The organism is Algoriphagus kandeliae (assembly GCF_004571135.1).
GTDB classification, from domain to species: Bacteria; Bacteroidota; Bacteroidia; order Cytophagales; family Cyclobacteriaceae; genus Algoriphagus; species Algoriphagus kandeliae.
In genome coordinates this window covers 1-23477 of record NZ_SPSB01000001.1, presented here as the reverse complement: position 1 = coordinate 23477, position 23477 = coordinate 1, and the positions used below count along the sequence as shown (strand labels likewise).

Sequence of the window (23477 nt, the reverse complement as noted above, 5' to 3'; positions counted from 1 at the left end):
AATTATAACTACTTTTGGGTAAACAAAATAGGCCTCCTTGAAAAGCCAGAAAATACTCAATGATCCTGTTTATGGTTTTATCACTATTCCCAGTGAGCTGATTTTTGAGATCATTGACCATCCTTTCTTTCAGAGATTACGCCGGATCAAGCAATTGGGTTTGACTGATTTTGTCTACCCGGGCGCTTTGCACACCCGATTTCATCATGCATTGGGAGCTATGCACCTGATGCAGATTACTTTAGAAAACCTCAGAAATAAAGGTACTGAAATCAGCGATAAGGAATTCGAAGCTGCTCTCATTGCTATTTTGCTCCATGATATAGGTCATGGACCCTTTTCACACGCCTTAGAATACAGCTTGCTCCAAGGGGTACCACATGAAAAGCTCTCCTTGATGATCATTGATTTGCTGAATAAGGAACTGAATGGTGGATTAGATCTGGCACTGAAAATTTTCAAAAATCAATACGAACGGAAATTCTTCCATCAATTAGTTTCCAGTCAATTGGATATTGACCGACTGGATTATTTGCAGCGGGATTGCTTTTTCACGGGAGTTTCAGAAGGAACGATCGGAGCTGATCGTATCATCAAAATGATGGATGTCAAAAATGACCAAATTGTCATTGAAGAAAAGGGTATTTATTCCATCGAAAATTTCCTCAGTGCAAGGCGATTGATGTATTGGCAGGTTTATCTGCACAAAACAACCGTCAGTGCGGAGAAAATGCTTATCAATTTGATCCAACGGGCAAAGGATCAAAAAGCATTGGGAGCTAATTTTCCTATTTCAGATGAATTCAACTTCCTTCTGGAAAATAATTTACAACTAACTGATTTTGAGAAAAATCCAGAATTGTTGCGTATTTTCCTCGAGTTGGACGATTTCGATATTTGGGGAGCCATCAAGCTTTGGAAAAAATCGGGAGACTATGTGCTCAGAAACATTTCCTCCATGTTTTTAACAAGAAACCTTTTCAAAATTCAACTCAGCAATGATCCTTTTGAAGAGGAAGTATTGGAAGCTTCCCGAGAAAAGACCATCAAAAAGCTGGGAATCCCGGAAGAGGATTTGACTTATTTCTTTTCGTCAGGCTCCTTGAGCAATTATGGGTATTTAGCAAAAGACCGGATCTCTATTTTAACAAAAAAAGGCGAAGTGGTAGATGTAGCCCAAGCTGCTGATTTACCCAATATCAAGATCATGAGTAAAGTCGTGAAGAAATACTATATATGTAAGGCCAAAAACCTAATTTTAGATCGTTAAACCCAAATTTGCTGCATGGAATTCACCTTAAGGCAACTTGCCGAACTGCTTGGCGGAAAAGTAGAAGGAGATGAAAACGTAAAGGTAAACCGGCTGGATAAAATTCAGGAAGGTAAACCTGGGGGGATAAGTTTTTTAGCCAATGAAAAATACGAAACTTACCTCTATCAGACTGCTGCTTCAGCTGTAATCGTCTCAGAGGGTTTCAAGCCAACAAAATCCTATCAAACCAACCTCATTTGGGTAAAAGACGCCTATTCCAGCTTTACCCAAATCTTGGAGACCTACTCCCAATTTACCAAGGCATCCTTTCAGGGTGTAGAAGAACCGAGCTACATGGATCCAAGTAGCCAAATAGGCGATGGTCATTACCGAGGGGCATTTTCCTACATTGGAAAAAATTCCCACATCGGAAATCAGGTGAAAATTCACCCACATGCATACATCGGAAATCAGGTAAAAATCGGAGATAACTGCATTATCCACCCTGGAGCTAAAATTTGTGATGGTACAGTGATCGGGAATCATTGCGAAATCCACCCCGGAGCAGTTATTGGCTCCGATGGTTTTGGCTTTGCGCCCCAAGAGGACGGCAGTTACAAAGCCATTCCTCAGATTGGCAATGTGATTTTGGAAGACTGGGTGAGTATTGGAGCGAATGTCACTGTAGACTGTGCCACCATGGGTTCTACTATTATTCGAAAAGGAGCCAAAATTGATAATTTGGTTCAAATCGCCCATAATGTAATCATAGGAGATAACACCGTGATCGCTGCACAAGCAGGAGTTTCTGGTTCTTCCGAGTTAGGAAAGAATTGTGTCATTGCAGGAAAAGCAGGAATTGTGGGACACATTAAGATTGCCGATCAAACCACTGTAGGAGCTAATACTGGAGTGATAAAATCTATTCGAAAGCCTGGTCAAACCATTTTTGGATACATAGGCATGGAAATGAAGCAGTTTTTGAAATCCTACTCAATCTTCAAAAATCTGGAGGACTTGGAGAGCCGAATCAAAGAACTCGAAAAAAAGCCTTAATTTTGCGCCCCAAAGCAATCCAATTGGTTGACTAACAAATGAAAGTAAAACAGCATACTATAAAAAAGCAGGTGGAACTTTCCGGTGTGGGACTTCACACTGGCGTGATTTCAAACATGACCTTTTTGCCTGCACCTCCAAACCACGGGATTAAATTCCAAAGAGTGGATTTGGAAGGAAGACCTACCGTTGATGCAGATTGTGATCTGGTTGTAGACGTATCAAGAGGAACCACTTTGGAACAAAATGGAGCCCGTGTCTACACTGTTGAGCACGTATTAGCGGCATTGGTGGGGATGGAAATTGACAATGTTTTGATCCAATTAGATGGTCCTGAACCTCCTATCATGGACGGGTCTTCCATTCAATTCATTGAGGTTTTGGAAGAAGCTGGACTAGAGGAGCAAAATGCGCTCAGAAGATTTTTTGAAGTTCAGGAAAGCATCCAATACAAGGATTCTTCTCGTGAAGTAGAGATGGTAGCACTTCCTACGGATAATTACCGAGTGACAGTAATGGTAGATTATAATTCTCCTGTCCTAGGAAGTCAGCACGCCTCTATCACAGATATCAGTCAATTCAAACCTGAGATTGCATCCTGTAGAACTTTCTGCTTCCTACATGAACTTGAGATGCTATACAATTCCAACTTGATTAAAGGTGGAGATTTGAATAATGCAATTGTGGTTGTGGACCGGGTAGTTGAAAAAGAGGAATTACAGCACCTCGCCAAGATGTTCAACAAACCACATGTGGAAGTCAAAAAAGAGGGAATTTTAAACAATGTTGACCTTCGCTACCGAAATGAACCGGCTCGACATAAGCTTTTAGACGTGGTTGGAGATTTGGCTTTGGTGGGAAGACCCTTAAAGGCACAAATTTTAGCAGCCCGACCTGGACATGCTGCCAATGTGGCTTTTGCAAAGAAAATCAAGCGAGCGATGGAGAAATCCTCCACTTCTCACATCCCTTATTACGATCCAAAGTTGCCACCGGTGATGGATATCAACCAAATTAGTAATATCCTTCCTCATCGCTATCCTTTTCAGCTTTTGGATAAGATCATTTATTTGGATGATACTGTGGTAGCTGGCGTGAAAAATGTCACCATGAATGAGCCTTTCTTCTTGGGACATTTTCCTGGAAATCCAGTAATGCCAGGTGTACTTCAAGTAGAAGCAATGGCTCAAACGGGAGGAATCTTGGTTTTGAGTACTGTAGATGATCCAGAAAATTACTGGACTTACTTTCTAGGAATCGAAAGCTGTAAATTCAGGAAAATGGTACTTCCTGGAGATACATTGATTTTTAAGTGTGAACTTTTGGCCCCAATCCGTCGTGGAATCGCCAAAATGAGAGGAGAAGCCTATGTTGGTAATACTCTTGTGTGTGAAGCGGTCATGACAGCCAGCATAACCCGTAAGGAATCATGATTAGTCCTCTCGCACACGTAAGCTCAGACGCCAAGATTGGCAAAAATGTAAAAATTGACCCTTTCACCATGATCCATGAGGACGTGGTTATTGGAGATGATACTTGGATAGGTCCGAATGTCACTATCTTTCCAGGTGCTCGTATTGGAAAAAAATGCAAAATTTTCCCGGGGGCTGTTATTGCAGGGATTCCTCAAGACTTGAAATTCCAAGGCGAGGATTCAACTGTAGTGATAGGGGATAATACTACCATCAGAGAATGTGTAACCATCAGCAGAGGGACAGTAGATAAGCAAACCACTGTTGTTGGAAGCAATTGCCTATTAATGGCTTATGTGCACGTAGCTCATGATTGTGTAATCGGAAGCAATGTCATTATTGCAAATTCAGTACAGATTGCCGGTCACGTTTCCATTGATGATTGGGCTATTGTTGGAGGATCAAGTGCTATTCACCAATTCGTGAAAATCGGAATGCATGCAATGATTTCCGGCGGTTCCCTGGTTCGTAAAGATGTTCCTCCTTTCACCAAGGCTGCTCGTGAACCCCTTTCTTATGCTGGTGTCAACTCTCTTGGCTTACGCAGAAGAGGTTTTACTTCAGAAACCATCTCGCACATTCAGGAAGTCTACCGCTATCTATTTTTAAATAGCATGAATAATTCCCGGGCTTTGGAAGAAATCGAAGTAAACCTTCCTGCTACTAAGGAAAGAGACGAAATTCTAAATTTCATTCGCTCTTCTGAAAGAGGTGTAATGAAAGGTTATATCAACTAAAGTCCATGAAAATCCAGGTTGTAGAAGCCTCCAAACGCTTTCAATATGAATGGATTTTCAAAAACCTTTCGATCAACCTCGAATCAGGTGATTCTCTAGCTATCACAGGAAGTAATGGCTCCGGAAAATCCACCTTGCTAAAATGTTTGACTGGATCTATCCCTTTGAGCTCCGGAAAGATTGAATACTCAATCGACGGTAAAATCTTCGAAGAAGAAAATTGGTTTAGGCATCTGAGTATTGCAGCTCCTTATTTGGAGCTTCCCGAGGAATTTACTCTTTCTGAATTACTGGATTTTCACTTCAAGTTTAAAAATCCTATCAAAGGGATTTCTTTAGAAGAAATTCTTGAATTGGTCTATTTAAAAGAACATCACGGGAAATTCGTGTCTCAGTTTTCTTCAGGAATGAAGCAGAGACTGAAATTGGTGCTGGCTCTTTTGTCAGAGTCCGATGTGATTTTCCTTGACGAACCGACATCCAATCTGGATAAAAAAGGGATAGCTTGGTATCAGGATCTCATAGAAACCTATCAAATGAATCGAATACTAATTGTTTGCTCAAATGAGCAACGTGAATATGATTTTTGCCAACAAAAACTGGTTTTAGAAGATTATAAATAAAATCCCTGCTTTGATCTTAATGGGATATAGCTAATTTTAAAGTTCTAATTGAAACAGAGTATGATGAAGACAGCTGGAAGGTGGTTTTTATTCACCTTTTTAATCACTTTTTTTTGGGCCTGTGGAGGTGATAGTCCAACACCTCAGCCACCACAAAAAACACCTGAAGAACTAGCAATTGAAGCACTAACTGGTACTGGGACGCAGGCTTGGTCTATTTCCGGAGGAGGGTCGGTAACCCGAAGCGGTACAAATGTTACCGATTTATACCAGAATTTTGAATTAATCATGAATTCAGGTTCCTCGAAAACATACACAACCTTAAACAACAATGACCTCTTCGATGCTTCCGGAAACTGGAGTTTTTCAGGAACTAATTTTGATAAATTCACTTTGACAGGAGGAAAACCGGCTGCAGGTCGAGAAATTTCTTTTACTCGTACAGGAGATAATTTGAGGTTAGAATTCAATATCCCTGCTCCTGGAGCAAGGATTAATGGTGTACAGGCTGTAGCAGGCAGCTATGTCTTCAATCTTTCCAAAAAATAAAATTACTAACAATTGACTAAAGAGGGCACTAGCCCTCATTTTTTTGCCCTTTCCATAATTTTTTCTGGTTTTTTGGAATTGCTTACTTCCAAAAACAAGCTCATAAAACCTGACTTTAATCATACGAGCTTATGGAATTGGTCAGACCGCTTCGGGGAGACTACCTGTAGATTTGTACAAATGCCGAAGTCTATGGAAATCAAAACACCCTTAAGCATAAAGTTTCATCTTCCTGATGAAATCATGCGAGAATATAATTGTCCGGTTCTCGCTCGGGATTTTTGGCCTGGACAAGAAGAGAGCCTAATGTGCGATTCGCTCGATGGTGATCCTTCCTTGGTGACAATAGACCTTACCAAAATTTTGGATTGGCTTCGTCAAGAAGAACTCCCTAAACCTTTGGAAAAAGAAGTATGTGACATTCCTGTTTTACTATTCGTTCCAGACTTCTCCACCAATCATTTACTCTTTCATTATGATGGGACTCCCCAATCGGCACAGTTGATACGGCATTTTATCAACTTATTCCAAAACAAAATCAAAAACAGCAAAGCGACTATCATCTCCCCTTCCTTCATTCCCAAATCAAAAATAAAGGAAGAACAAGAGCTCATTCAATTGGTTGCAAAATCTACTCGGGAAACCAGTTTCATAAAATTCAACTTTATGCGAATTGGTGATTTTTGGTCTTATGCTGTCAAACACCATTGTACACTTTTAGTGACCACGAAAAACTACCAATCGGATCTGACCAAAGTCCTCTATCATTTTTATAAAAGCAAACTCTGGAGCGATCAACTATCCTTTTATCTATCCATATAAGTCATCTTAAAAGCTGATGAATGTCATGTTTATCGGATGATTATTCGGTAATTTTTGTAAAAAAGTAAGTATGCCCATCACTACCCAGACAGAAAAAACGAAATGCTATCATTGCGGTGAAAACTGTGAAAATGAAGCCTTGGCGGTGGGCGACAAGGTTTTTTGTTGTCAAGGATGCAAACTTGTCTATGAAGTGCTTTCTGAAAATGACATGTGCACCTATTATGACTTGGGAGCACATCCTGGAGAAAGCCAAAAAGAGAAAAACAGCCGGAGCAATCGCTTTGATTATTTGAAGGATCCGGAGACAGCTAGAAAACTGCTGGATTTCCAAAATGAAACCGAAAGTCACGTTACTTTTTATATTCCTTTAATCCATTGCGCATCCTGCATTTGGCTTTTAGAAAATCTTTATCAAATCCATCCTGGAATCACCTTCAGTCGGGTTGATTTTATTAAGAAAAAGGTTCAGATTAAGTTTCAGCATCAGAAAATCAGCCTTCAGGAATTAGTAAGCCTATTATCCACGATTGGCTACGAACCGAAAATTTCTCTTTCAAATCTTGACAAAAAAGCAAAAAACAACACCGTCGATAAGCGAACTGTGAAGCGATTGGCTGTTGCGGGTTTTTGCTTTGGAAACATGATGTTGTTTAGCGTTCCGGAATATTTTTCAGAGGTTGAATTAATCGCTGAGAATTTTCGAGGACTTTTTAATTATCTGAATGTGCTTTTGGCCATTCCTGTAGTCACTTACGCTGCAAGTGATTATTATATCTCAGCTTGGAATTCGGTCAAACAAAGACGAATTAATATGGATGTTCCCATTGTCCTAGGCATCATCTCACTTTTTGTATACAGCCTTTGGGAAATCTTCGCGCATGGAAATGCAGGCTATATGGATAGCTTGGGAGGCTTATTGTTCTTTTTATTATTAGGAAAAATCTACCAGCAAAAGACCTTTTCTGCACTAGAGTTTGATCGGGATTACAAGTCCTATTTTCCAATTGCTGTAACCAAATTGGTCCAAAACCAGGAAGAAGTCATTCCTCTTACCAAACTGGAAGTTGGGGATGTGATTTTAGTTCGGGATGAGGAATTGATTCCAGCTGATTCTCTTCTTTTAAGCGATTCCGCTCAGATCGACTACAGCTTTGTAACAGGCGAAGAAGTTCCTGTCCCAAAAAGAAAAGGAGAATTGATCTATGCCGGTGGTCGTCAAAAAGGAGATCCTATCCTATTGACCATCCAAAAGTCTCCTTCACAAGGCTATCTGACAGATCTTTGGAACAATGAAAGCTTCGAAAAACCTAAGGATAAATTACTCGAACCTCTTTCGAACAAAATTTCAGGAATCTTTACTTGGACTGTTCTGAGCATAGCCTTTGCCGCTTTCCTTTTCTGGGCACCTACTGACTTTTCATTTGCCATCAAAGCCCTTGCTTCTGTATTGATCGTGGCTTGCCCTTGTGCTTTGGCAATGTCGACTCCATTTACGCTTGGTAATACCCTTCGAATATTTGGAAGAGGGAAATTCTACCTAAAAAATGCCAGTGTCGTTGAGCGCTTGGCTTTGGTTGACACGGTAGTATTTGATAAAACAGGAACGCTTACTGATCCAGCAAGAGCACAGATTTCATTCTTTGGAGAAGAATTATCTGATGAAACTAAAGCTATTCTCAAGGCAATGGTTTCGCGGTCTACTCACCCTCTTAGCAATCGAATCAATGGATGGCTTGGAAATATTTCAGCTAAAAAGCTAGAATCTGTTCATGAAGAAAAAGGCCTGGGCATCAGAGCAATTTATTTAGATCAGGAAATCCGTCTAGGCTCTGCTGCATTTTGTGAAATCAAGAACCCAGTCCATTTAAAAGAGGGAAATGTGGTTTATCTGAGTATTTCGGGCGTAGAGTTAGGACACTTCCATATTTTATCTGGCCTTCGGGAAAAGGCACCTGAGGTTGTGAATTCGCTGGAACCTGTTTATGACCTCCATCTTTTATCCGGAGATCATTCTCATGAATTGAATTCCTTAAAACAAAACCTTGGGAATGGAATCCATTATCATTTTCAGCAAAGCCCTTTAGAAAAACTGGATTACCTGAAAGAGCTCAATCAAGAAGGAAAAAGAACCCTTATGATCGGGGATGGACTCAATGATGCTGGGGCATTGCAGGAAAGTGAAGTTGGAATAGCGGTATCTGATCGAGTAAGTCATTTTTCACCTGCGAGTGATGCGATTCTTGACGCAAGCTCTTTCGACAAGATTCCAAGCTATTTGAGCTTTGCTAAAAAAAGCCGGAACATCATCAAAGCGAGCTTTGCTTTGAGCTTTTTATACAATGTAATAGGAATCAGCTTGGCGGTACAGGGAATTTTAAGCCCTGTGATTTGTGCGATTCTGATGCCACTTTCAAGTATTTCTGTGGTGGTTTTCACTACCCTATCTACCAATGCCTTAGCCTGGAAGATGGGATTAATTCAATCTAAAACCGAAAAATAATATGGAGGTCATATTTCTTTTAATCGGTGTAAGTCTAGTTCTGGCAGGAAGCTTTTTATACCTGTTTTTCAAAGCGGTAAAAAGCGGTCAGTTTGAAGATGACTACACCCCTTCTGTTCGGATTCTCTTTGATAATCATAAAAAACCAAATAAAAATCAACCAATAAAACCTAAGTCCAATGAATGACGCTACACTGGAAAGGTTCCAATACGACAATAAGATTGTCAAGTATTTTGGAGCCGCTACAATTATCTGGGGCCTAGTAGGTATGCTCGTGGGGGTGATTGCCGCCACACAGCTATTTTGGCCTGAGGCAAATTTGGGCAATCCCTACACTACTTTTGGTAGGATTCGTCCACTGCATACCAATGCAGTAATTTTTGCTTTTGTGGGAAATGCCATTTTCGCTGGGGTATACTACTCCATGCCGAGATTGCTTAAAACCCCGATGTGGAATAAATCCCTTAGTTGGTTCCACTTCTGGGGTTGGCAATTAATTATTTTGGCCGCTGCCATTACCCTACCACTTGGTCTGACGACCTCCAAAGAATACGCTGAATTGGAATGGCCAATTGATATTGCCATTGCCTTGGTATGGGTAGCTTTTGGGGCAAATATGATCGGTACTCTGATCAAAAGAAGAGAGCGTCACATGTATGTGGCTATCTGGTTTTATTTGGCCTCTTTTGTCACGGTAGCTGTTCTGCACATTTTTAACTCCCTTGAACTTCCGGTTTCCTTTACCAAAAGTTATTCTGCCTATGCGGGCGTTCAGGATGCTTTGGTTCAATGGTGGTATGGGCACAATGCAGTAGCATTCTTCCTGACCACTCCATTCTTGGGGCTGATGTATTATTTCCTTCCAAAAGCCGCCAATAGACCAGTTTACTCCTACAAACTTTCCATTGTACACTTTTGGTCTTTGATATTCATTTACATGTGGGCTGGCCCACACCACTTGTTGTACACAGCGCTTCCAGAATGGGCTCAAGTACTCGGAACTGTTTTCTCTGTCATGCTAATTGCTCCTTCTTGGGGTGGTATGGTGAATGGTCTTTTGACTCTAAGAGGTGCTTGGGACAAAGTTCGAAATGAACCAGTATTGAAATTCATGGTAGTAGCAGTTACTGCCTATGGTATGTCAACCTTCGAAGGTCCAATGCTTTCCCTTAAAAATGTGAATGCGATTGCCCACTATACTGACTGGATCGTAGCTCACGTACACATTGGAGGTTTGGGATGGAATGGGTTCTTGACCTTCGGTATGCTTTACTGGATGTGGCCAAGACTATTCAAGACTACGATTTATTCTCAGAAAATGGCCAATGCTCACTTCTGGATAGGAACCCTGGGAATTATTTTCTACGCCCTTCCTATGTACGTATCCGCCTTGACTCAATTCTTGATGCTTCGAGAGTTTGATGAAATGGGTCGCTTGGCTTATGGCAACTTCCTTCAAACTGTCGTGGAAATCGTTCCGATGTACGTTCTTCGAGCATTTGGTGGCTTGCTTTACTTAAGTGGTGCCATCATGATGGTGTACAATATGTACAAAACAGCTCAAAAAGGAACATTTGAAGCTTATGAGGAAGATCAAGCTCCTGCACTTGCTAAAAACTACAATCCTGCTGGAGAATTCTGGCACAGAGCATGGGAAAGAAAACCTGTTTTCTTTACTGTTTTAGCAACAATCGCAATTGCTATAGGCGGTGCCATCGAGATTATCCCTACCATTTTGGTAAAATCCAACGTTCCAACCATTTCTTCTGTGAAGCCATATACTCCTCTTGAATTGGAAGGAAGGGATTTATACATCGCCAATGGTTGTGTGGGTTGTCATTCACAAATGATCCGACCATTCCGCTTCGAAACAGAGCGATATGGAGAATACTCAAAAGCAGGTGAGTTCGTTTATGACCGACCATTCCTTTGGGGATCCAAACGAACCGGACCTGATTTGCACCGAATCGGTGGCAAATACCCGGATTCATGGCACTATTTCCACATGGAAGACCCTACCTCCATGTCTCCTGGATCACTAATGCCTCCATACCCTTGGATGAAAGAAAATGTAATGGATTACTCTGACCTCCCTGCGAAAATCAGAACGCTTCAAAAATTAGGGGTGCCTTATCCAGAAGGATATGATGAACAAGCCATGGCCGATTTGGAAAATCAAGCCAATCAGATTGTGACTAATTTGAAAGATGCCGGAGTAGAGGTAATGCCGAATACGGAAATCGTGGCATTGATCGCTTATCTACAGCGACTAGGTACGGATATCAAAGCAACAGCATCTAATTAAACCCGGGAAATCATGTATAAAGAAGTATTAAGATCTATCGAAAATATCGAAATCTACCCAGTGATTTCCTTGCTCATCTTTGTGCTGTTTTTTCTGGGAGTATTCGTTTGGGTAAGAAGCTTACCCAAGGAACTTGTGGACCATATGAAGTCCCTACCAATGGAAAATGATGATGAATTAACCAAACCCCAGCCATGAAAAAGTTTCTAACACTCTTAATGACCATCGGGTGGCTCCCCACCCTGAGTGCTTTTGCACAGACCGAAAGCTCTGATTGGTATGCAAATCTTCAAGCTATGGACCCTGCTCAAATGACCCTTTTGATAATTCTGGGCATTGTTCTACTTGTGATTGTGCTGTTGCTCCTTTTAATGGTCTACCTAATGTCCTTCATGGTTGCTGTTTTCAAAAAGGAAAACCCTGAATTAGCCAATGAACCGACTTGGTGGGAAAAATTCAAGGAGCGGTTTGTTACCGGAAAAATGGATACAGTCGGTGGAAAGGAAGAGAAGGCCAAAATGATGGCAGATCATTCTTACGATGGAATTACCGAATTAGATAATTTCATGCCACCATGGCTCCAATGGGTATTCATTCTCACTATTGTGTTTGGGGTAGTTTACTTTGTGAATTACTCGGTTCTAGGATTTGGAAAAACCGGAATTGAGGAATACGAAGAAGAGCTCCGATTAGAAGCAATTGCAGCAGAGGCAAGAATGGCCACAATGGCAGCTTCAATTGATGAAACCAATGTAACCTTCGATGATTCGCAAGCAAGCATAGCAACTGGTAAATCCATCTTTGAAGCCAATTGTGCAGCTTGTCATGCAGCTGATGGAGGTGGCGGAGTTGGCCCTAACCTTACCGACCAATATTGGATCCATGGAGGATCTATTCAAGATGTATTTACAGTAGTGAAGTATGGGGTAGTGAGCAAGGGTATGGTTCCTTGGGAAGACCAACTTTCACCACAGGAGATCCAACAGGTTTCTAGTTATATCCTTACACTTGTTGGCACCACTCCTGCTAATCCAAAAGAGCCGCAAGGAGAACTCTTTGCTCCTGAATCTGAGGTTGAAACAGTGACCGAAAGCACATCGGAAATTGCCACCCTTTGATACATTTGGACTACCGGGCATTTTCCGGTAGTCCTAAATTTTAATTCCAATGGCACAAAAGAATCCACACCTCAATCCAGAAACCTTTCGAGATGCACTTTCCACTGTAAAGGATGATGGAAAACGAAATTGGGTATATCCCAAAAAAGTTAGAGGTTTTTTTTACCGTTATAGAACTTACCTATCCTGGATTTTATTAGCAATCCTATTTGTGGGACCCTTTATCAGAGTAGATGGAAGGCCCTGGTTATTATTCAACATTTTTGAGCGCAAATTCATCATCTTTGGAGCCGTTTTTTGGCCTCAAGACACGCATCTACTGATTTTTCTATTATTAATCTTCTTTGTCTTTGTCATTTTATTTACTGCCATTTTTGGAAGAATTTGGTGTGGTTGGGCTTGTCCCCAAACCCTATTCATGGAAATGGTTTTCCGAAAAATAGAATACCTCATCGAAGGGGATGCCAACCAACAGCGAGCCCTAGATGCAAGTCCTTGGAATACTCAAAAAATAGTCAAGAAAGGCTCGAAATTACTCGTTTTCTTAGCTATCTCCTTATTAATCGGACACTTGGTAATGGCATACTTAATTGGAATTGACCAAGTAAAAGAAATCGTAACGAAGCCGCCTTCTGAGAATTTAGCTGGTTTTATCGGTTTGGTTGCATTCTCAGGGATCTTCATGTTCGTTTTTACTTGGTTCAGAGAACAAGCCTGTACAGTAGTTTGCCCATACGGAAGACTTCAGGGAGTGCTTTTGGATAATAATTCCATCAATGTGATGTACGATTATGTTCGAGGAGAACCTCGGGCTCCAATCAGAAAAAACAAGGTGGAAGAATCCCCAAAAGGAGATTGTATTGATTGTGGAATTTGCGTGCATGTCTGCCCTACTGGTATCGATATCCGAAATGGGGTGCAGATGGAATGTGTAAATTGTACAGCTTGTATTGATGCTTGCGATGAAGTAATGGTCAAAGTTGACCGTCCGACAGGATTAATCCGATACGCCTCCGAAAACAGCATTCAGCAAGGCTTTCAGAAATTGATCACAGGACGTGTAAAAGCCTATTCCGTAGTCTTGGTACTCTTACTAGCAGGATTCATTGCCTTGATTGCCACTCGGGACGAACTTCAGGCTACCATCACTAGATTTCCTGGCATGACTTACCAATTGAGGGATAATGGAACCGTATCGAATTTATACCAAATTACTCTGATAAATAAGACCTTTGAACCACAGACAGTAAACCTGTCTTCCCTAGTAGACGGGATCGACGTGGAAGTAGTTGGTGGGAAAGAATGGGTTTTGGAACCTCAATCCAAAGTGGAAGGACGTTTTTTCTTGGTAACTGATCAAGGAGATGTTCATTCTCCACAACAAGACGTTGAACTTTCTCTTATCCACAAGGAAAAATCAATCGATAAAATTGAAACCAGCTTTATGGCACCAGTATCTAAAGATTAAAAATATGAATTGGGGAAAAGGAATTTTACTATCCATCATTGCATTCATCGGTATCATCATGACCATGGTTGTGATTTCTGTCCGAATGGATGGGATAGAATTGGTTAGAGATAATTATTACGAAGCCGAAATCAAGTATCAAGATCAAATTGACAAGGAAGCTTCTACACTCGCATTAGATCGTGAAGTGCTTCGATATGACATCCAATCGAAGTCTATGATTCTGGATTTGCCGGTTGGAGCAAAAGGTAACCTCCAACTCTTCCGACCTTCAGATGCAAGCTTGGATAAAGCTCTCCAAATTGAAATCACAGAGGATGGGAAAAAGCAAGTATCAATGGCCGACCTAAAACCAGGGTATTGGAGAGTTCAATTAAACTGGACCGAAAACGGAATCGAATATTATCAAGAAAAGAAAATCACCATCTAAATGCTTTGGACTGCCTTTCTTTTGGGTTTTTTAGGATCATTCCACTGTGTAGGAATGTGTGGCCCTATTGCATTGGCAGTTGGAAATGCAGGAAACTCCGGTTTCCTTTGGAACAAAATTCTTTATAATCTCGGTCGAAGCGTTACCTATGCTGGCCTAGGGTTGATAATCGGATTTTTGGGATTTTCTCTCTCTCTAGCTGGAATACAGCAAGGCTTTTCAATTGGAATGGGAGTTCTTTTGGTTATTCTTTCTTTGAACTATAAACGCTCAGAACAGATTTTGACAATCCCTTGGCTTTCCGGAGTAGTCCATTGGATAAAAAGCAAACTTTCTTATTTCTTGAAAAAAGGTGGGAAACCAGCATTTTTCGCAACTGGTTTAGCCAATGGTTTACTTCCCTGCGGAATGGTGTATGTGGCACTTATTGCGGCTTTGGGATTCCAGAATCCATATCTCGGAGCTTCCTACATGTTTTTCTTTGGGATTGGCACAATTCCCCTCCTACTCTTTTTGATGTATTCGGGAAAATTAATCAGCGTTAAAACCCGCATAAATTTCCAAAAAGCGATTCCCTATTTGGGAGTGCTCTTGGGAGTGCTTTTTATTTTCAGAGGTCTTGGTTTAGGCATTCATGGACTTAGCCCAGACATTCAAGTCTTTAATTATGGGGCTGAACAAATTGGGATTACCCTTTGCCGGTAAGTTTAAATTGCTTTGCTGAAAACAAGATCCTTCTTTTGATCTTGAAGCCGAACATCAAACAACTTACAGATTTGACGAATGAACATAATTCCATCTTCGGTAACCCGAATTTGATCTCCCTTTAAATCCACCAATTTCTCTTCTTGCATCTCACTCAGTCGATCTAATTGGTTTTCACCCAAAACTTCCCAAATTTCTCTAGAAATAACAGCGCTGTGATTGCAAATCAAGTCCAGAATAAAATCCCTGATTTTCAAATCCTGTTCTGTCATCTGATGTCCTTTGCTTATAGCCCAATCTCCTTTTGCAATGGTAGATTGATAAGAATCGATACTTTTTTCATTTTGGGCATAAGCCAAATAAATATCACTGATACTACTCGCACCCAACCCTAAAAGTATCTTGGAAGGAGAGGTAGTAAAGCCCATGAAATTTCGGTGTAAAGTCCCTTTTTGAAGGGCTAAATACAAAGGATCTTCTTGCTTTGAAAAGTGATCCATTCCTATCTCTACATATCCTACTTCCTTCAACTTTTGCTTTCCAAATTCATAGAGTTCCCGCTTTTCTAGTTCACTTGGCAAGTGCGCCTCATAACTTTTTTGGGCTGGAAAGGAACTTGGAACGTGTGCATAACTGTAAAATGCTATCCGGTCTGGAGCAAGCTTTACTACTTTCTCAAAGGTATCGGCCAAGGTTCTTTTAGTCTGAAAAGGCAATCCGTAAATGAGATCAAAATTGATGGATGTATATCCAAGTTGTCTTGCCTGTTCGGTTGCTTGCTTGACTTTTTCAAAAGGCTGAATTCGGTGTATAGCATTCTGAACTTTTTCGTCAAAGTCTTGAATCCCATAACTCACCCGATCAAATCCTAAATCAGCTAATACTTGTAGATGAGCTTGAGTAGTATTATTTGGATGACCTTCAAAACTGAATTCCGCATTTTCCAATACAATCGATGAATCCAAAATGTTGGAAAGAAGCATATTCAATGACTCTGGAGCAAAAAATGTAGGAGTTCCCCCTCCTAAGTGAATGCCTGCTAGTTTTGATTTTTCTCCAAATAGTTTCAGATAATTATTCCACTCATGGAGAACAGCATCTATATATGGATCCTCGACAGCATGGTTTTTTGTAATTCGTTTGTTGCAGCCGCAATAAGTACACAAGCTCTCGCAAAAAGGTAGATGGATATATAGGGTAATTCCTTCCTCTTTTCCATACAGTGAAAATGCGCTAGAAACCAATTCGTTCCAATCCTTTGAATTCACATTATTCTCCCAAAGAGGGACTGTAGGATAACTTGTGTATCTCGGCGCCGGTGTGTTGTATTTTTGAATAAGAGCGGGAGTAATCATAAACTGTTTTTTTGCAAAAATGGCCTGTATTGACTTTTCAAGATGTGACAGCAACTAGGTCAAGGACTGACAAAAATCAGGAATGAATTCACCCTGATTTACCATTCAGAACCCATTGACTTTTTTAGGTGATTGAACTAGATTCGGATATTCTGAGATTTACTATGCGTTTCATTAAAAAAATCGGGTTTTTCAGTGCTTTGATCCTGCCCTTTTTGCTGGTTTCAGGATATTATTTGGGTGGAATCAACCGGTGGTTGATCCATATTTTTGTTTTTATCGCCGTTCCATTGATGGACTTTATAATCAGCACAGATACTTCCAATATCCCAAAGGAAGCTGTATCTCAAGTAGCAAAAGAACGATTTTACAAATTGGTGACATTTTTTTGGGTTTATATTCAACTAGCCATCCTCTTTTGGGGGTTTTATGTGGTTGCTACTGAAACTTTATCCGCTTGGGAATGGGTGTCCTTAACCACTGGAATGGCCTTAATTACTGGTGGGATTGGGATTACCGTAGCTCATGAGTTGGGACATAAAAAAGGAAAGCTTGAACAATTTTATGCAAAAATTTTACTGATGACCGTATGCTACATGCACTTTGTCATTGAGCATAATCGTGGACATCATGTAAAAGTAGCCACGCCGGAAGACCCGGCGACAAGTCGTTTGGGAGAGAATTTTTATGCCTTTTGGTTACGATCTGTAAGAGATGGTTATAAAAGTGCATGGAAACTGGAAAGAGAAAAGTTGGAAAGAAAATCCATCCCATTCTTTTCCTTCAAAAATGAGATGATCCAATTTTCTCTGGCACCAATCATCTTCATAGGAGTGATATTCATAGGCTTCTCATTGGCTTTAGATCGATGGGTTTGGGAAGTGCCTGTTTTCTTCTTTATGCAAAGCTTCTTGGCTTTTAGCTTGTTGGAAGCTGTGAATTATTTGGAACATTACGGAATGGAGCGAAAGCTTCTAGCTGATGGTCGGTATGAAAGAGTTACTCCCATTCATTCATGGAATGCCAGCCACCGAGTGAGTAATTTCCTTTTATTTCAACTTCAGCGGCACTCAGACCATCATGCTTTTGCTCACAAGCCCTACCAAGTCTTGAATCATTACGATGAAAGTCCCCAACTTCCAGCAGGTTACTCTGCTATGATTATCTTGGCCTTCTTTCCGCCAGTTTGGTTTTCAATTATGAATCCAAGATTGGAACAATGGAAGGAAAAAACCTTCCAAGGATCAGTCCAATAAGAAATTATTGAGAAAGCTGCTCTTGAGAATCAGCCACAATAGGAAAAAGACCATTCCCCAGAACAAATAAACCCGGTAATAATCCGTGGTCTCCCGGTATCTATTTTCCATGATTTCACTTTTTTCAAGCTGATCAATCCGGTCAAAAATAGCCTGAAGAGCATTTCCATCAGAAGCCCTGAAAAACTCCGCCTGAGTCAAGTTTGCAATTTCCCGCAGGTTGGTCTCATCTAAGTAACTTTCCACCATTTGAGGTCTTCCAAAAAAGTCCGTACCATAGGGTACCATCCCATCTTTTCCAACAGCAATGGTATAAATCTTAATTCCCAAAGCTGAAGCTAATTGAGCGGCAAATAGCGGATCGACGTTTCCTGCATTACTCTCTCCATCACTCAATAAAATCATCACCTTGGAGACAGATTCGGCATCCTTCAAGCGGTTGGTACCTGCAGCGATGGCAGAACCTATGGCAGTTCCTTTCGCCTCCATGATATTGAAGGATATCTCCGAAATCAACTCGGTCAACAACTTATAGTCATTCGTCAAAGGTGCTAAAGAAAAAGCTTCTCCTGCAAATACCACAATTCCAATTCTATCCCCGAGCCTTCCTTGAATAAAATCGATAGCAGTTTGCTTTGCTGCCTCCAATCTATTTGGTGAAAAATCCTGCAAATCCATGGACTCAGATATATCCATCACTAACATGATATCAATACCTTCCGTGTACTGCTCCACTCGCTCATTGGTTCGCTGAGGCCTTGCCAAAGCAATTATGATAAAGACTAAACTGAAGAAAAAGAGAAAGGATGGAATGAGCCTTAAATAGGTCCAAGGGTTATTTTGAGCTACTTTTTTGGGAAGGGAAAGCTCCAAAACGGGATTCTTCAAAAATTTGACTGCTTTCCTTAATAGCATCAATAGCAAAATCACCCAAATCAAATGAAGTAAAAGGGGATTTTCCCATTCAAAGCTTCTGAATGTATCTAGGGAAAACCATGAAAGCCTAAAAAAATCAGACAGTTGCTCGATCATGTTTGATATTTTTTAGTTTTTGCTCATACTTTTCCTTAGCGATTTGCAAAAGATATTCCGAGGAATCTTTAATCTCGGATTTTGCACCCGCATAAATAATCAATTCAATAGTTCTTAAAGAACTAAAGATTTTTATATCACCCAATTTTTCACCCAATTCACTAGAAGTCCATTCTCTAATTGGAAGACCAGTGATGGACTCCATGTATCCTTTCCAGATTCCCAGAAGCTCATCTGCCGCTTCCATACTTGGATTGGATTCAAGACTGCCTGTAGCTTCCTTCCAGCGTTTCTCAAACTTCTTCCATCTTCTTCTCTCATTTCGTTCGAATAGGAATCTTCTAATCCTATCTCCAAATAACCAATAACCTCCTCCTACAAACATCAAAGCAGCCAAGGTTATTAATCCTATTAAGACCCAATCCCAAGATTTGGGAATCGGTTGATAAATATTATTTTCTTGAAACATCAACTCTTCAGGAATAGAGTCTATGGTCCATTCTACCGCAACGCTAGCCTCAAGAGGAAAATGGGTAATACTATCATACCGAGAAAGTTCGAAAACAGGAAGTGTCAAATAAGCCACCGAATCCAATTCGAAATTGGACAAAAAATAAATCGTACTATCAGATGTCACAGAATCCTGAGTACTACTTAGAAAGGTTTGCTTTTCCAGCAATACAAATGGCGAAAAATCAAAGGTAGAATCGGGGAAAATTAATTGCCGATCTGCAGGATAGCTTGCTTTCAAAACATAGCCTACTCGCTCACCCAATTTGGCAGAATCAGCCAAAAAATAGGCATCGACTTTAACCTCCTGTGCGATCAATGAGAAAGGAAACCAAAGGAAAGCTAGAAGAATTCTGACTTTAGCCACGTTTCATTGATTTGTTTCGGTACTTAAACAATTCCATTAATGGCAGAACGATATCCTCAGTTGTATCAATCGCCAGGTAATTGATCTGATTCTTTTTGCAGATCAATTTCAAATGATCCCGTTCAGTGGTGAAGGTTTCAGAAATTTTTTTGGAAAAGCCTCCAAAAGCCGTATTTACCCAGGTAGTTCTTCCTTTTTCCTTATCAAAAACCGGAATGATCCCTAAAGAAGGCAGGGCCGATTCTCTAGGGTCAGTTAATTGAATGGCTACTAAATCGTGTTTTTCAGCCATAGCCCGGAAAGGACGCTCATAACCCTCATCTATAAAGTCCGAAATCACGACGATGATACTTCGCTTTTTGATCAGGTTTAAGGCATAAGAAAACATCCCACTCAGGTCAGTTTTGAGGGAGATATTTTGATGATCAAAAATCCCTCTTACCACCTTAACCGCTTGTTTACTTCCCTTTCCCGGAAGAATGACTTTTTCTTTTTGGTCGGAATAACTAATCAAACCAACCTGACTTCCTTCGAATATGGCAGCCAAGGTTAAAACCCCGGCAATGATTTTTCCCTGATCTATTTTCTTTTGCCCAACTTGCCCGATATCCTGACTGCCGGAAATGTCGAGTAGAAAGTAAACAGATTGCTCCTTATCCTCCCGAAAGGTCTTGACAAAAGTCCCGTGTCCCTTTGCTGAAACCTTCCATTCTATAGTCCGGACATCATCACCGTATTGATAAGGGCGCAAATCGTCAAATTCGAGTCCAGAACCTTTGAAAAGAGATTGATAATCCCCCTGAAGGTGATTATTGGCCACCTTCCGAATCATGATTTCATATTTACGAAGCTTGCTAAAAAGCTGCTGATTCATCTCTTCTCATTTTGACGGCCTAAGATAAACCTCCCTGCCCAATAATAAAATCAAGCTTACAGGAAGGGTCATTCGATTTTCAGTTAAAAAAAGCTAATTTTGATCCATGAAATCACCTATTTGGGCCATTCTGCTACTTTTTCTGATTCTTAGCTGTGAAAGCAAAAAAAAGCCCTCTTATGTACTTTCTAAAGAAAAAATGATCAGCGTACTGATAGATATTCATCTTACTGAGGGAATCGCCAGTGCTCTTCCTATTTCTTATGATTCCTCCCAGACTGTCTATTCTTTGATGGAACAGGAGGTATTTGATAAACATCAGGTAAGCGATTCGATTTTTCAAGAAAGTATGCGGTATTATTTACAGTTTCCAGATCAAATGGATGAACTTTATGCCCGAGTCATTGATTCCTTGGTTGTAAAAGAATCTGCCCCGGATAGTCAAGAACCATTCTAATGCTATACCCAAAAAATCTTGAACAGAAGATAAATTTTCAAAAGATTAAGGATCTCATCAAAGAAGAGTGTACATCTTCTTTGGGAAAGGGATTTGTAGATAAAGTTTCATTCTCCTCAGACATAAAGCTTGTCCAAAAGCTCCTGGATCAAACTGCAGAGTTTAAAGAAATCCTTGTTTCGGGAGAGTCCTTTCCAAGTTCTAATTTCACAGATTTGAATTTTTACCTGGAAAAGGCCAAACTGGAAGGTACTTTTTTGGATGAGGAAGAATTTCACGAAATCAAATTAGCCTTACAAACGCTCCAAGGGTGTTTGAATTTTTTTGCAAAAAATGGCGAACAATTCCCTGCCCTTTCCCAGCTCCTGGGAATGGTGATGGAAGTAGACCTTTCCTTATTGAAAGAAATCAATCGAATCATTGATGAAAAGGGAAAAATAAAGAGCAATGCTAGCAAAGAGCTTCAATTAATTCGAGGTCAAATAATCTATGAGGAATCCAGACTTCGAAAAGTCATGGAGCGAATTTTTAAGGAGGCTAAGGCAAAAGGCTTGACAGTAGAAGATGCAGGAATTACGATTCGCTCTGGAAGGATGGTAATCCCCGTTGCTGCAGAAAATAAACGAAAGCTTAGGGGGTTTATCCATGATGAATCAGCCACAGGACAGACTGTTTTTATGGAACCGGAAGAGGCTTTGGATATCAATAATGAAATCCGAGACCTTGAATATATGGAGCGAAGGGAAATCATTCGGATTTTGACCGAATTGACAGATAGAGTTCGCCCAAGCATCCCAGCATTGCGAAAAGCTACCAACTTTTTGGGTTTGATTGATTTCATCCGTGCCAAGGCAAAATTTGCTTTAAAGACCGATAGCAATAAACCCCAACTTTTTAAGGAACAACAGCTTTCTTGGACCAAAGCTAGGCATCCTCTATTGGAGCTTGCTCTAAAGGCTCAGGACAGAAAAATAGTCCCACTCGATATCGAATTAACCAAAAACGCAAGGTTGTTGGTGATTTCCGGTCCCAATGCAGGAGGTAAATCTGTAACCCTAAAAACGGTAGCTCTGCTTCAGTACATGCTGCAATGTGGTTTATTGATACCGGTTCACCCCGACTCAAAATGCACGCTTTTTAAAAACTTTTTCATTGACATTGGAGATGAGCAGAATTTGGAAAATGATCTTTCCACATATAGTTCTCATCTCATGAGTATGCGATACTTTACCGATTTTGCCGACAAAAAAACCATTTTATTCATTGACGAATTCGGAACAGGTACAGAACCTCAATTTGGAGGTGCAATTGCAGAGGCAGTTTTATTGGAATTGAACAGGAAAGGAGTCTTTGGGATAATTACGACCCATTACGGAAATCTCAAGCAAACTGCAGATAAAAACCCTGGATTGGTAAATGGGGCCATGCGATATGATGTGGATCATCTTGCCCCTTTATACCAGCTTCAAATCGGAAAACCCGGATCCTCTTTCGCTTTGGAAATAGCTTCAAAAATTGGAATACGAAAAGAGATATTGAATTATGCTAAATCTCAAATTGGAGATGAAAGAGTAAGATACGACCGCCTTCTTACCCAATTGGAAAATGAAAAAAACCAGTACAACCAGTTAATCAAAGAGGCTAAGGAGAAGGAGGATTTACTTAAAATTCGCCTTCAGGAGTACAATCAACTCAAAGAGACTTTAGAACAAGCAAAAAAGCGGGTTATTCAAGAAGCCAAGTTGGAAGCCAAAAGGCTATTGGATGAAACCAATAAAAAAATTGAAAAGACGATTCGAATCATAAAAGAGGAAAAGGCGGATAAGGAAAAAACCAAAGAAGCTAGAAAAGTCTTGGAACAATTTAAACAAGAAGTAAAACCCGAAAAACCCGTAGTAGAACAGCAATACAAAACAATTGGTGGCGAAATCAAAGTGGGTGATTGGGTACGAGTCAGGGATAATGGGGCAATTGCGGAAGTATTAACACTCAAAAACAAAGAAGCAGAGATATCTATTGGTGACCTCAAGTCTATGGTGAAGTTATCACGGCTTGAAAAAGTCTCTCGAACAGAAGTTCGAAAAAAAACACACTCTAAAAGTTCTGCTGCTTATCAGGCCCAGCAAAAGTTAATGGATTTTTCAACCAACTTAGATTTGCGAGGAAAAAGAGGAGAGGAGGTTCTTCCTTTGATTCAAAACTTTATTGATGAAGGGTATATGCTTGGAATCAAAGAATTAAGGATAGTCCATGGAAAAGGAGATGGAATCCTTAGAGAAATCACTCGCAATTTATTGCGCACCATGTCGAGCGTTCAAAAAGTTCAGGACGAACATGCTGACCGAGGTGGTGCAGGAGTCTCTCTGGTAACCTTGAAGTAAGGCACAAAAAAATCTATTTCTTACATTCGAATACCTAGTCGGTAAAGGGCAAAAAAAAAGCCCCGTGATCGGGGCTTGTAATCAATGAGGCGGCGACCTACTCTCCCGGGTGTAACCCCAGTACCATCGGCGCTGCAGGGCTTAACTTCTCTGTTCGGGATGGGAAGAGGTGGGACCCCTGCGCCAGGCCGCCTAAATTGGAAG

Annotated in this window: 22 protein-coding genes and 1 rRNA gene; 18 read left to right on the top strand and 5 right to left on the bottom strand. The window is 40.6% G+C overall.

Translation table 11 applies throughout. From position 1 onward, the window contains the following. Window positions 1–37: 37 nt before the first annotated feature. From E4S40_RS00115 to E4S40_RS00045, 15 genes are all read left to right on the top strand, one after another. Entirely contained in the window at window positions 38–1270 is a 1233-nt protein-coding gene (locus E4S40_RS00115; protein ID WP_135069044.1) for an HD domain-containing protein, read from the top strand. A gap of 15 nt (window positions 1271–1285) precedes the next feature. Continuing rightward, window positions 1286–2308 (top strand): UDP-3-O-(3-hydroxymyristoyl)glucosamine N-acyltransferase, encoded by a 1023-nt coding sequence (gene lpxD / locus E4S40_RS00110; RefSeq protein WP_135069041.1) that lies wholly within the window; start codon window positions 1286–1288, stop codon window positions 2306–2308. Window positions 2309–2346: 38 nt separating this feature from the next. Continuing rightward, the gene (locus tag E4S40_RS00105) at window positions 2347–3741 is read left to right on the top strand and encodes a bifunctional UDP-3-O-[3-hydroxymyristoyl] N-acetylglucosamine deacetylase/3-hydroxyacyl-ACP dehydratase (protein WP_135069038.1); all 1395 of its coding nucleotides are present in this window, start codon (window positions 2347–2349) and stop codon (window positions 3739–3741) included. Further along, window positions 3738–4517 carry an acyl-ACP--UDP-N-acetylglucosamine O-acyltransferase gene (gene lpxA / locus E4S40_RS00100; protein ID WP_135069035.1) on the top strand — a complete coding sequence of 260 codons (780 nt, stop codon included), beginning with the start codon at window positions 3738–3740 and terminating at the stop codon, window positions 4515–4517. Before E4S40_RS00105 ends, lpxA begins: the two co-directional genes overlap by 4 nt. A gap of 5 nt (window positions 4518–4522) precedes the next feature. Continuing rightward, a complete protein-coding gene (locus E4S40_RS00095; protein WP_135069032.1) occupies window positions 4523–5140 on the top strand; it encodes an ABC transporter ATP-binding protein in 618 nt (205 codons plus the stop codon). 60 nt (window positions 5141–5200) lie between these two features. Further along, entirely contained in the window at window positions 5201–5689 is a 489-nt protein-coding gene (locus tag E4S40_RS00090; protein ID WP_237563093.1) for a hypothetical protein, read from the top strand. A 192-nt stretch (window positions 5690–5881) separates the two neighbouring features. After that, on the top strand, window positions 5882–6511 hold the full coding sequence (locus tag E4S40_RS00085; protein ID WP_135069028.1) for a hypothetical protein: 630 nt from the start codon (window positions 5882–5884) through the stop codon (window positions 6509–6511). A gap of 70 nt (window positions 6512–6581) precedes the next feature. After that, entirely contained in the window at window positions 6582–9014 is a 2433-nt protein-coding gene (locus E4S40_RS00080; protein WP_135069025.1) for a heavy metal translocating P-type ATPase, read from the top strand. A 1-nt stretch (window position 9015) separates the two neighbouring features. Further along, window positions 9016–9201 (top strand): cbb3-type cytochrome oxidase assembly protein CcoS, encoded by a 186-nt coding sequence (gene ccoS, locus E4S40_RS00075; protein ID WP_135069021.1) that lies wholly within the window; start codon window positions 9016–9018, stop codon window positions 9199–9201. Next, window positions 9194–11320, top strand: coding sequence for a cytochrome-c oxidase, cbb3-type subunit I (gene ccoN, locus E4S40_RS00070; protein WP_135069018.1), 2127 nt, complete (start codon window positions 9194–9196; stop codon window positions 11318–11320). The genes ccoS and ccoN overlap by 8 nt, the downstream gene beginning before the upstream one ends. A 12-nt stretch (window positions 11321–11332) precedes the next feature. Next, window positions 11333–11518 (top strand): cbb3-type cytochrome c oxidase subunit 3, encoded by a 186-nt coding sequence (locus E4S40_RS00065; RefSeq protein ID WP_135069015.1) that lies wholly within the window; start codon window positions 11333–11335, stop codon window positions 11516–11518. Next, window positions 11515–12438 carry a cbb3-type cytochrome c oxidase N-terminal domain-containing protein gene (locus E4S40_RS00060; protein ID WP_135069012.1) on the top strand — a complete coding sequence of 308 codons (924 nt, stop codon included), beginning with the start codon at window positions 11515–11517 and terminating at the stop codon, window positions 12436–12438. Before E4S40_RS00065 ends, E4S40_RS00060 begins: the two co-directional genes overlap by 4 nt. A 49-nt stretch (window positions 12439–12487) precedes the next feature. Next, entirely contained in the window at window positions 12488–13906 is a 1419-nt protein-coding gene (gene ccoG, locus E4S40_RS00055) for a cytochrome c oxidase accessory protein CcoG (protein ID WP_135069009.1), read from the top strand. 4 nt (window positions 13907–13910) lie between these two features. Further along, entirely contained in the window at window positions 13911–14336 is a 426-nt protein-coding gene (locus E4S40_RS00050; RefSeq protein ID WP_135069006.1) for a FixH family protein, read from the top strand. Then, window positions 14337–15041 (top strand): sulfite exporter TauE/SafE family protein, encoded by a 705-nt coding sequence (locus tag E4S40_RS00045; RefSeq protein ID WP_135069003.1) that lies wholly within the window; start codon window positions 14337–14339, stop codon window positions 15039–15041. 2 nt (window positions 15042–15043) lie between these two features. Here E4S40_RS00045 and hemN read toward each other — a convergent pair whose 3' ends face one another. Further along, entirely contained in the window at window positions 15044–16396 is a 1353-nt protein-coding gene (hemN, locus tag E4S40_RS00040; protein ID WP_135069000.1) for an oxygen-independent coproporphyrinogen III oxidase, read from the bottom strand. A 164-nt stretch (window positions 16397–16560) separates the two neighbouring features. Here hemN and E4S40_RS00035 point away from each other — a divergent pair, with 164 nt between their 5' ends. After that, window positions 16561–17652 carry an alkane 1-monooxygenase gene (locus tag E4S40_RS00035; RefSeq protein WP_135068997.1) on the top strand — a complete coding sequence of 364 codons (1092 nt, stop codon included), beginning with the start codon at window positions 16561–16563 and terminating at the stop codon, window positions 17650–17652. Here the strand turns inward: E4S40_RS00035 and E4S40_RS00030 are convergent. Genes E4S40_RS00030 through E4S40_RS00020 form a run of 3 tightly spaced genes read right to left on the bottom strand, consistent with a single transcriptional unit; the run spans window position 17641 to window position 20435 of the window. Further along, on the bottom strand, window positions 17641–18684 hold the full coding sequence (locus E4S40_RS00030) for a vWA domain-containing protein (protein ID WP_135068994.1): 1044 nt from the start codon (window positions 18682–18684) through the stop codon (window positions 17641–17643). The genes E4S40_RS00035 and E4S40_RS00030 overlap by 12 nt on opposite strands. Beyond that, window positions 18665–19561 (bottom strand): hypothetical protein, encoded by an 897-nt coding sequence (locus E4S40_RS00025; protein ID WP_135068990.1) that lies wholly within the window; start codon window positions 19559–19561, stop codon window positions 18665–18667. The genes E4S40_RS00030 and E4S40_RS00025 overlap by 20 nt, the downstream gene beginning before the upstream one ends. Then, the gene (locus E4S40_RS00020) at window positions 19554–20435 is read right to left on the bottom strand and encodes a DUF58 domain-containing protein (RefSeq protein WP_135068988.1); all 882 of its coding nucleotides are present in this window, start codon (window positions 20433–20435) and stop codon (window positions 19554–19556) included. The genes E4S40_RS00025 and E4S40_RS00020 overlap by 8 nt, the downstream gene beginning before the upstream one ends. A gap of 106 nt (window positions 20436–20541) precedes the next feature. On the opposite strand from E4S40_RS00020, the gene E4S40_RS00015 reads away from it, so the two are divergent. Then, on the top strand, window positions 20542–20892 hold the full coding sequence (locus tag E4S40_RS00015; protein ID WP_135068985.1) for a DUF4296 domain-containing protein: 351 nt from the start codon (window positions 20542–20544) through the stop codon (window positions 20890–20892). Then, window positions 20892–23273: an endonuclease MutS2 gene (locus E4S40_RS00010; protein WP_135068982.1), complete on the top strand. Its 2382-nt coding sequence runs from the start codon at window positions 20892–20894 to the stop codon at window positions 23271–23273. Before E4S40_RS00015 ends, E4S40_RS00010 begins: the two co-directional genes overlap by 1 nt. 84 nt (window positions 23274–23357) lie before the next feature. Here E4S40_RS00010 and rrf read toward each other — a convergent pair. Further along, window positions 23358–23469: ribosomal RNA gene (gene rrf / locus E4S40_RS00005) — 5S ribosomal RNA — on the bottom strand. Between the last annotated feature and the right edge of the window lie 8 nt (window positions 23470–23477).

Coding starts and splice junctions, on each gene's coding strand:
- lpxD (WP_135069041.1), top strand. CDS start 1,286: ATGGAATTCACCTTAAGGCAACTTGCCGAACTGCTTGGCGGAAAAGTA.
- E4S40_RS00105 (WP_135069038.1), top strand. CDS start 2,347: ATGAAAGTAAAACAGCATACTATAAAAAAGCAGGTGGAACTTTCCGGT.
- lpxA (WP_135069035.1), top strand. CDS start 3,738: ATGATTAGTCCTCTCGCACACGTAAGCTCAGACGCCAAGATTGGCAAA.
- E4S40_RS00095 (WP_135069032.1), top strand. CDS start 4,523: ATGAAAATCCAGGTTGTAGAAGCCTCCAAACGCTTTCAATATGAATGG.
- E4S40_RS00090 (WP_237563093.1), top strand. CDS start 5,201: ATGATGAAGACAGCTGGAAGGTGGTTTTTATTCACCTTTTTAATCACT.
- E4S40_RS00085 (WP_135069028.1), top strand. CDS start 5,882: ATGGAAATCAAAACACCCTTAAGCATAAAGTTTCATCTTCCTGATGAA.
- E4S40_RS00080 (WP_135069025.1), top strand. CDS start 6,582: ATGCCCATCACTACCCAGACAGAAAAAACGAAATGCTATCATTGCGGT.
- ccoS (WP_135069021.1), top strand. CDS start 9,016: ATGGAGGTCATATTTCTTTTAATCGGTGTAAGTCTAGTTCTGGCAGGA.
- ccoN (WP_135069018.1), top strand. CDS start 9,194: ATGAATGACGCTACACTGGAAAGGTTCCAATACGACAATAAGATTGTC.
- E4S40_RS00065 (WP_135069015.1), top strand. CDS start 11,333: ATGTATAAAGAAGTATTAAGATCTATCGAAAATATCGAAATCTACCCA.
- E4S40_RS00060 (WP_135069012.1), top strand. CDS start 11,515: ATGAAAAAGTTTCTAACACTCTTAATGACCATCGGGTGGCTCCCCACC.
- ccoG (WP_135069009.1), top strand. CDS start 12,488: ATGGCACAAAAGAATCCACACCTCAATCCAGAAACCTTTCGAGATGCA.
- E4S40_RS00050 (WP_135069006.1), top strand. CDS start 13,911: ATGAATTGGGGAAAAGGAATTTTACTATCCATCATTGCATTCATCGGT.
- E4S40_RS00045 (WP_135069003.1), top strand. CDS start 14,337: ATGCTTTGGACTGCCTTTCTTTTGGGTTTTTTAGGATCATTCCACTGT.
- hemN (WP_135069000.1), bottom strand. CDS start 16,396: ATGATTACTCCCGCTCTTATTCAAAAATACAACACACCGGCGCCGAGA.
- E4S40_RS00035 (WP_135068997.1), top strand. CDS start 16,561: ATGCGTTTCATTAAAAAAATCGGGTTTTTCAGTGCTTTGATCCTGCCC.
- E4S40_RS00030 (WP_135068994.1), bottom strand. CDS start 18,684: ATGATCGAGCAACTGTCTGATTTTTTTAGGCTTTCATGGTTTTCCCTA.
- E4S40_RS00020 (WP_135068988.1), bottom strand. CDS start 20,435: ATGAATCAGCAGCTTTTTAGCAAGCTTCGTAAATATGAAATCATGATT.
- E4S40_RS00015 (WP_135068985.1), top strand. CDS start 20,542: ATGAAATCACCTATTTGGGCCATTCTGCTACTTTTTCTGATTCTTAGC.
- E4S40_RS00010 (WP_135068982.1), top strand. CDS start 20,892: ATGCTATACCCAAAAAATCTTGAACAGAAGATAAATTTTCAAAAGATT.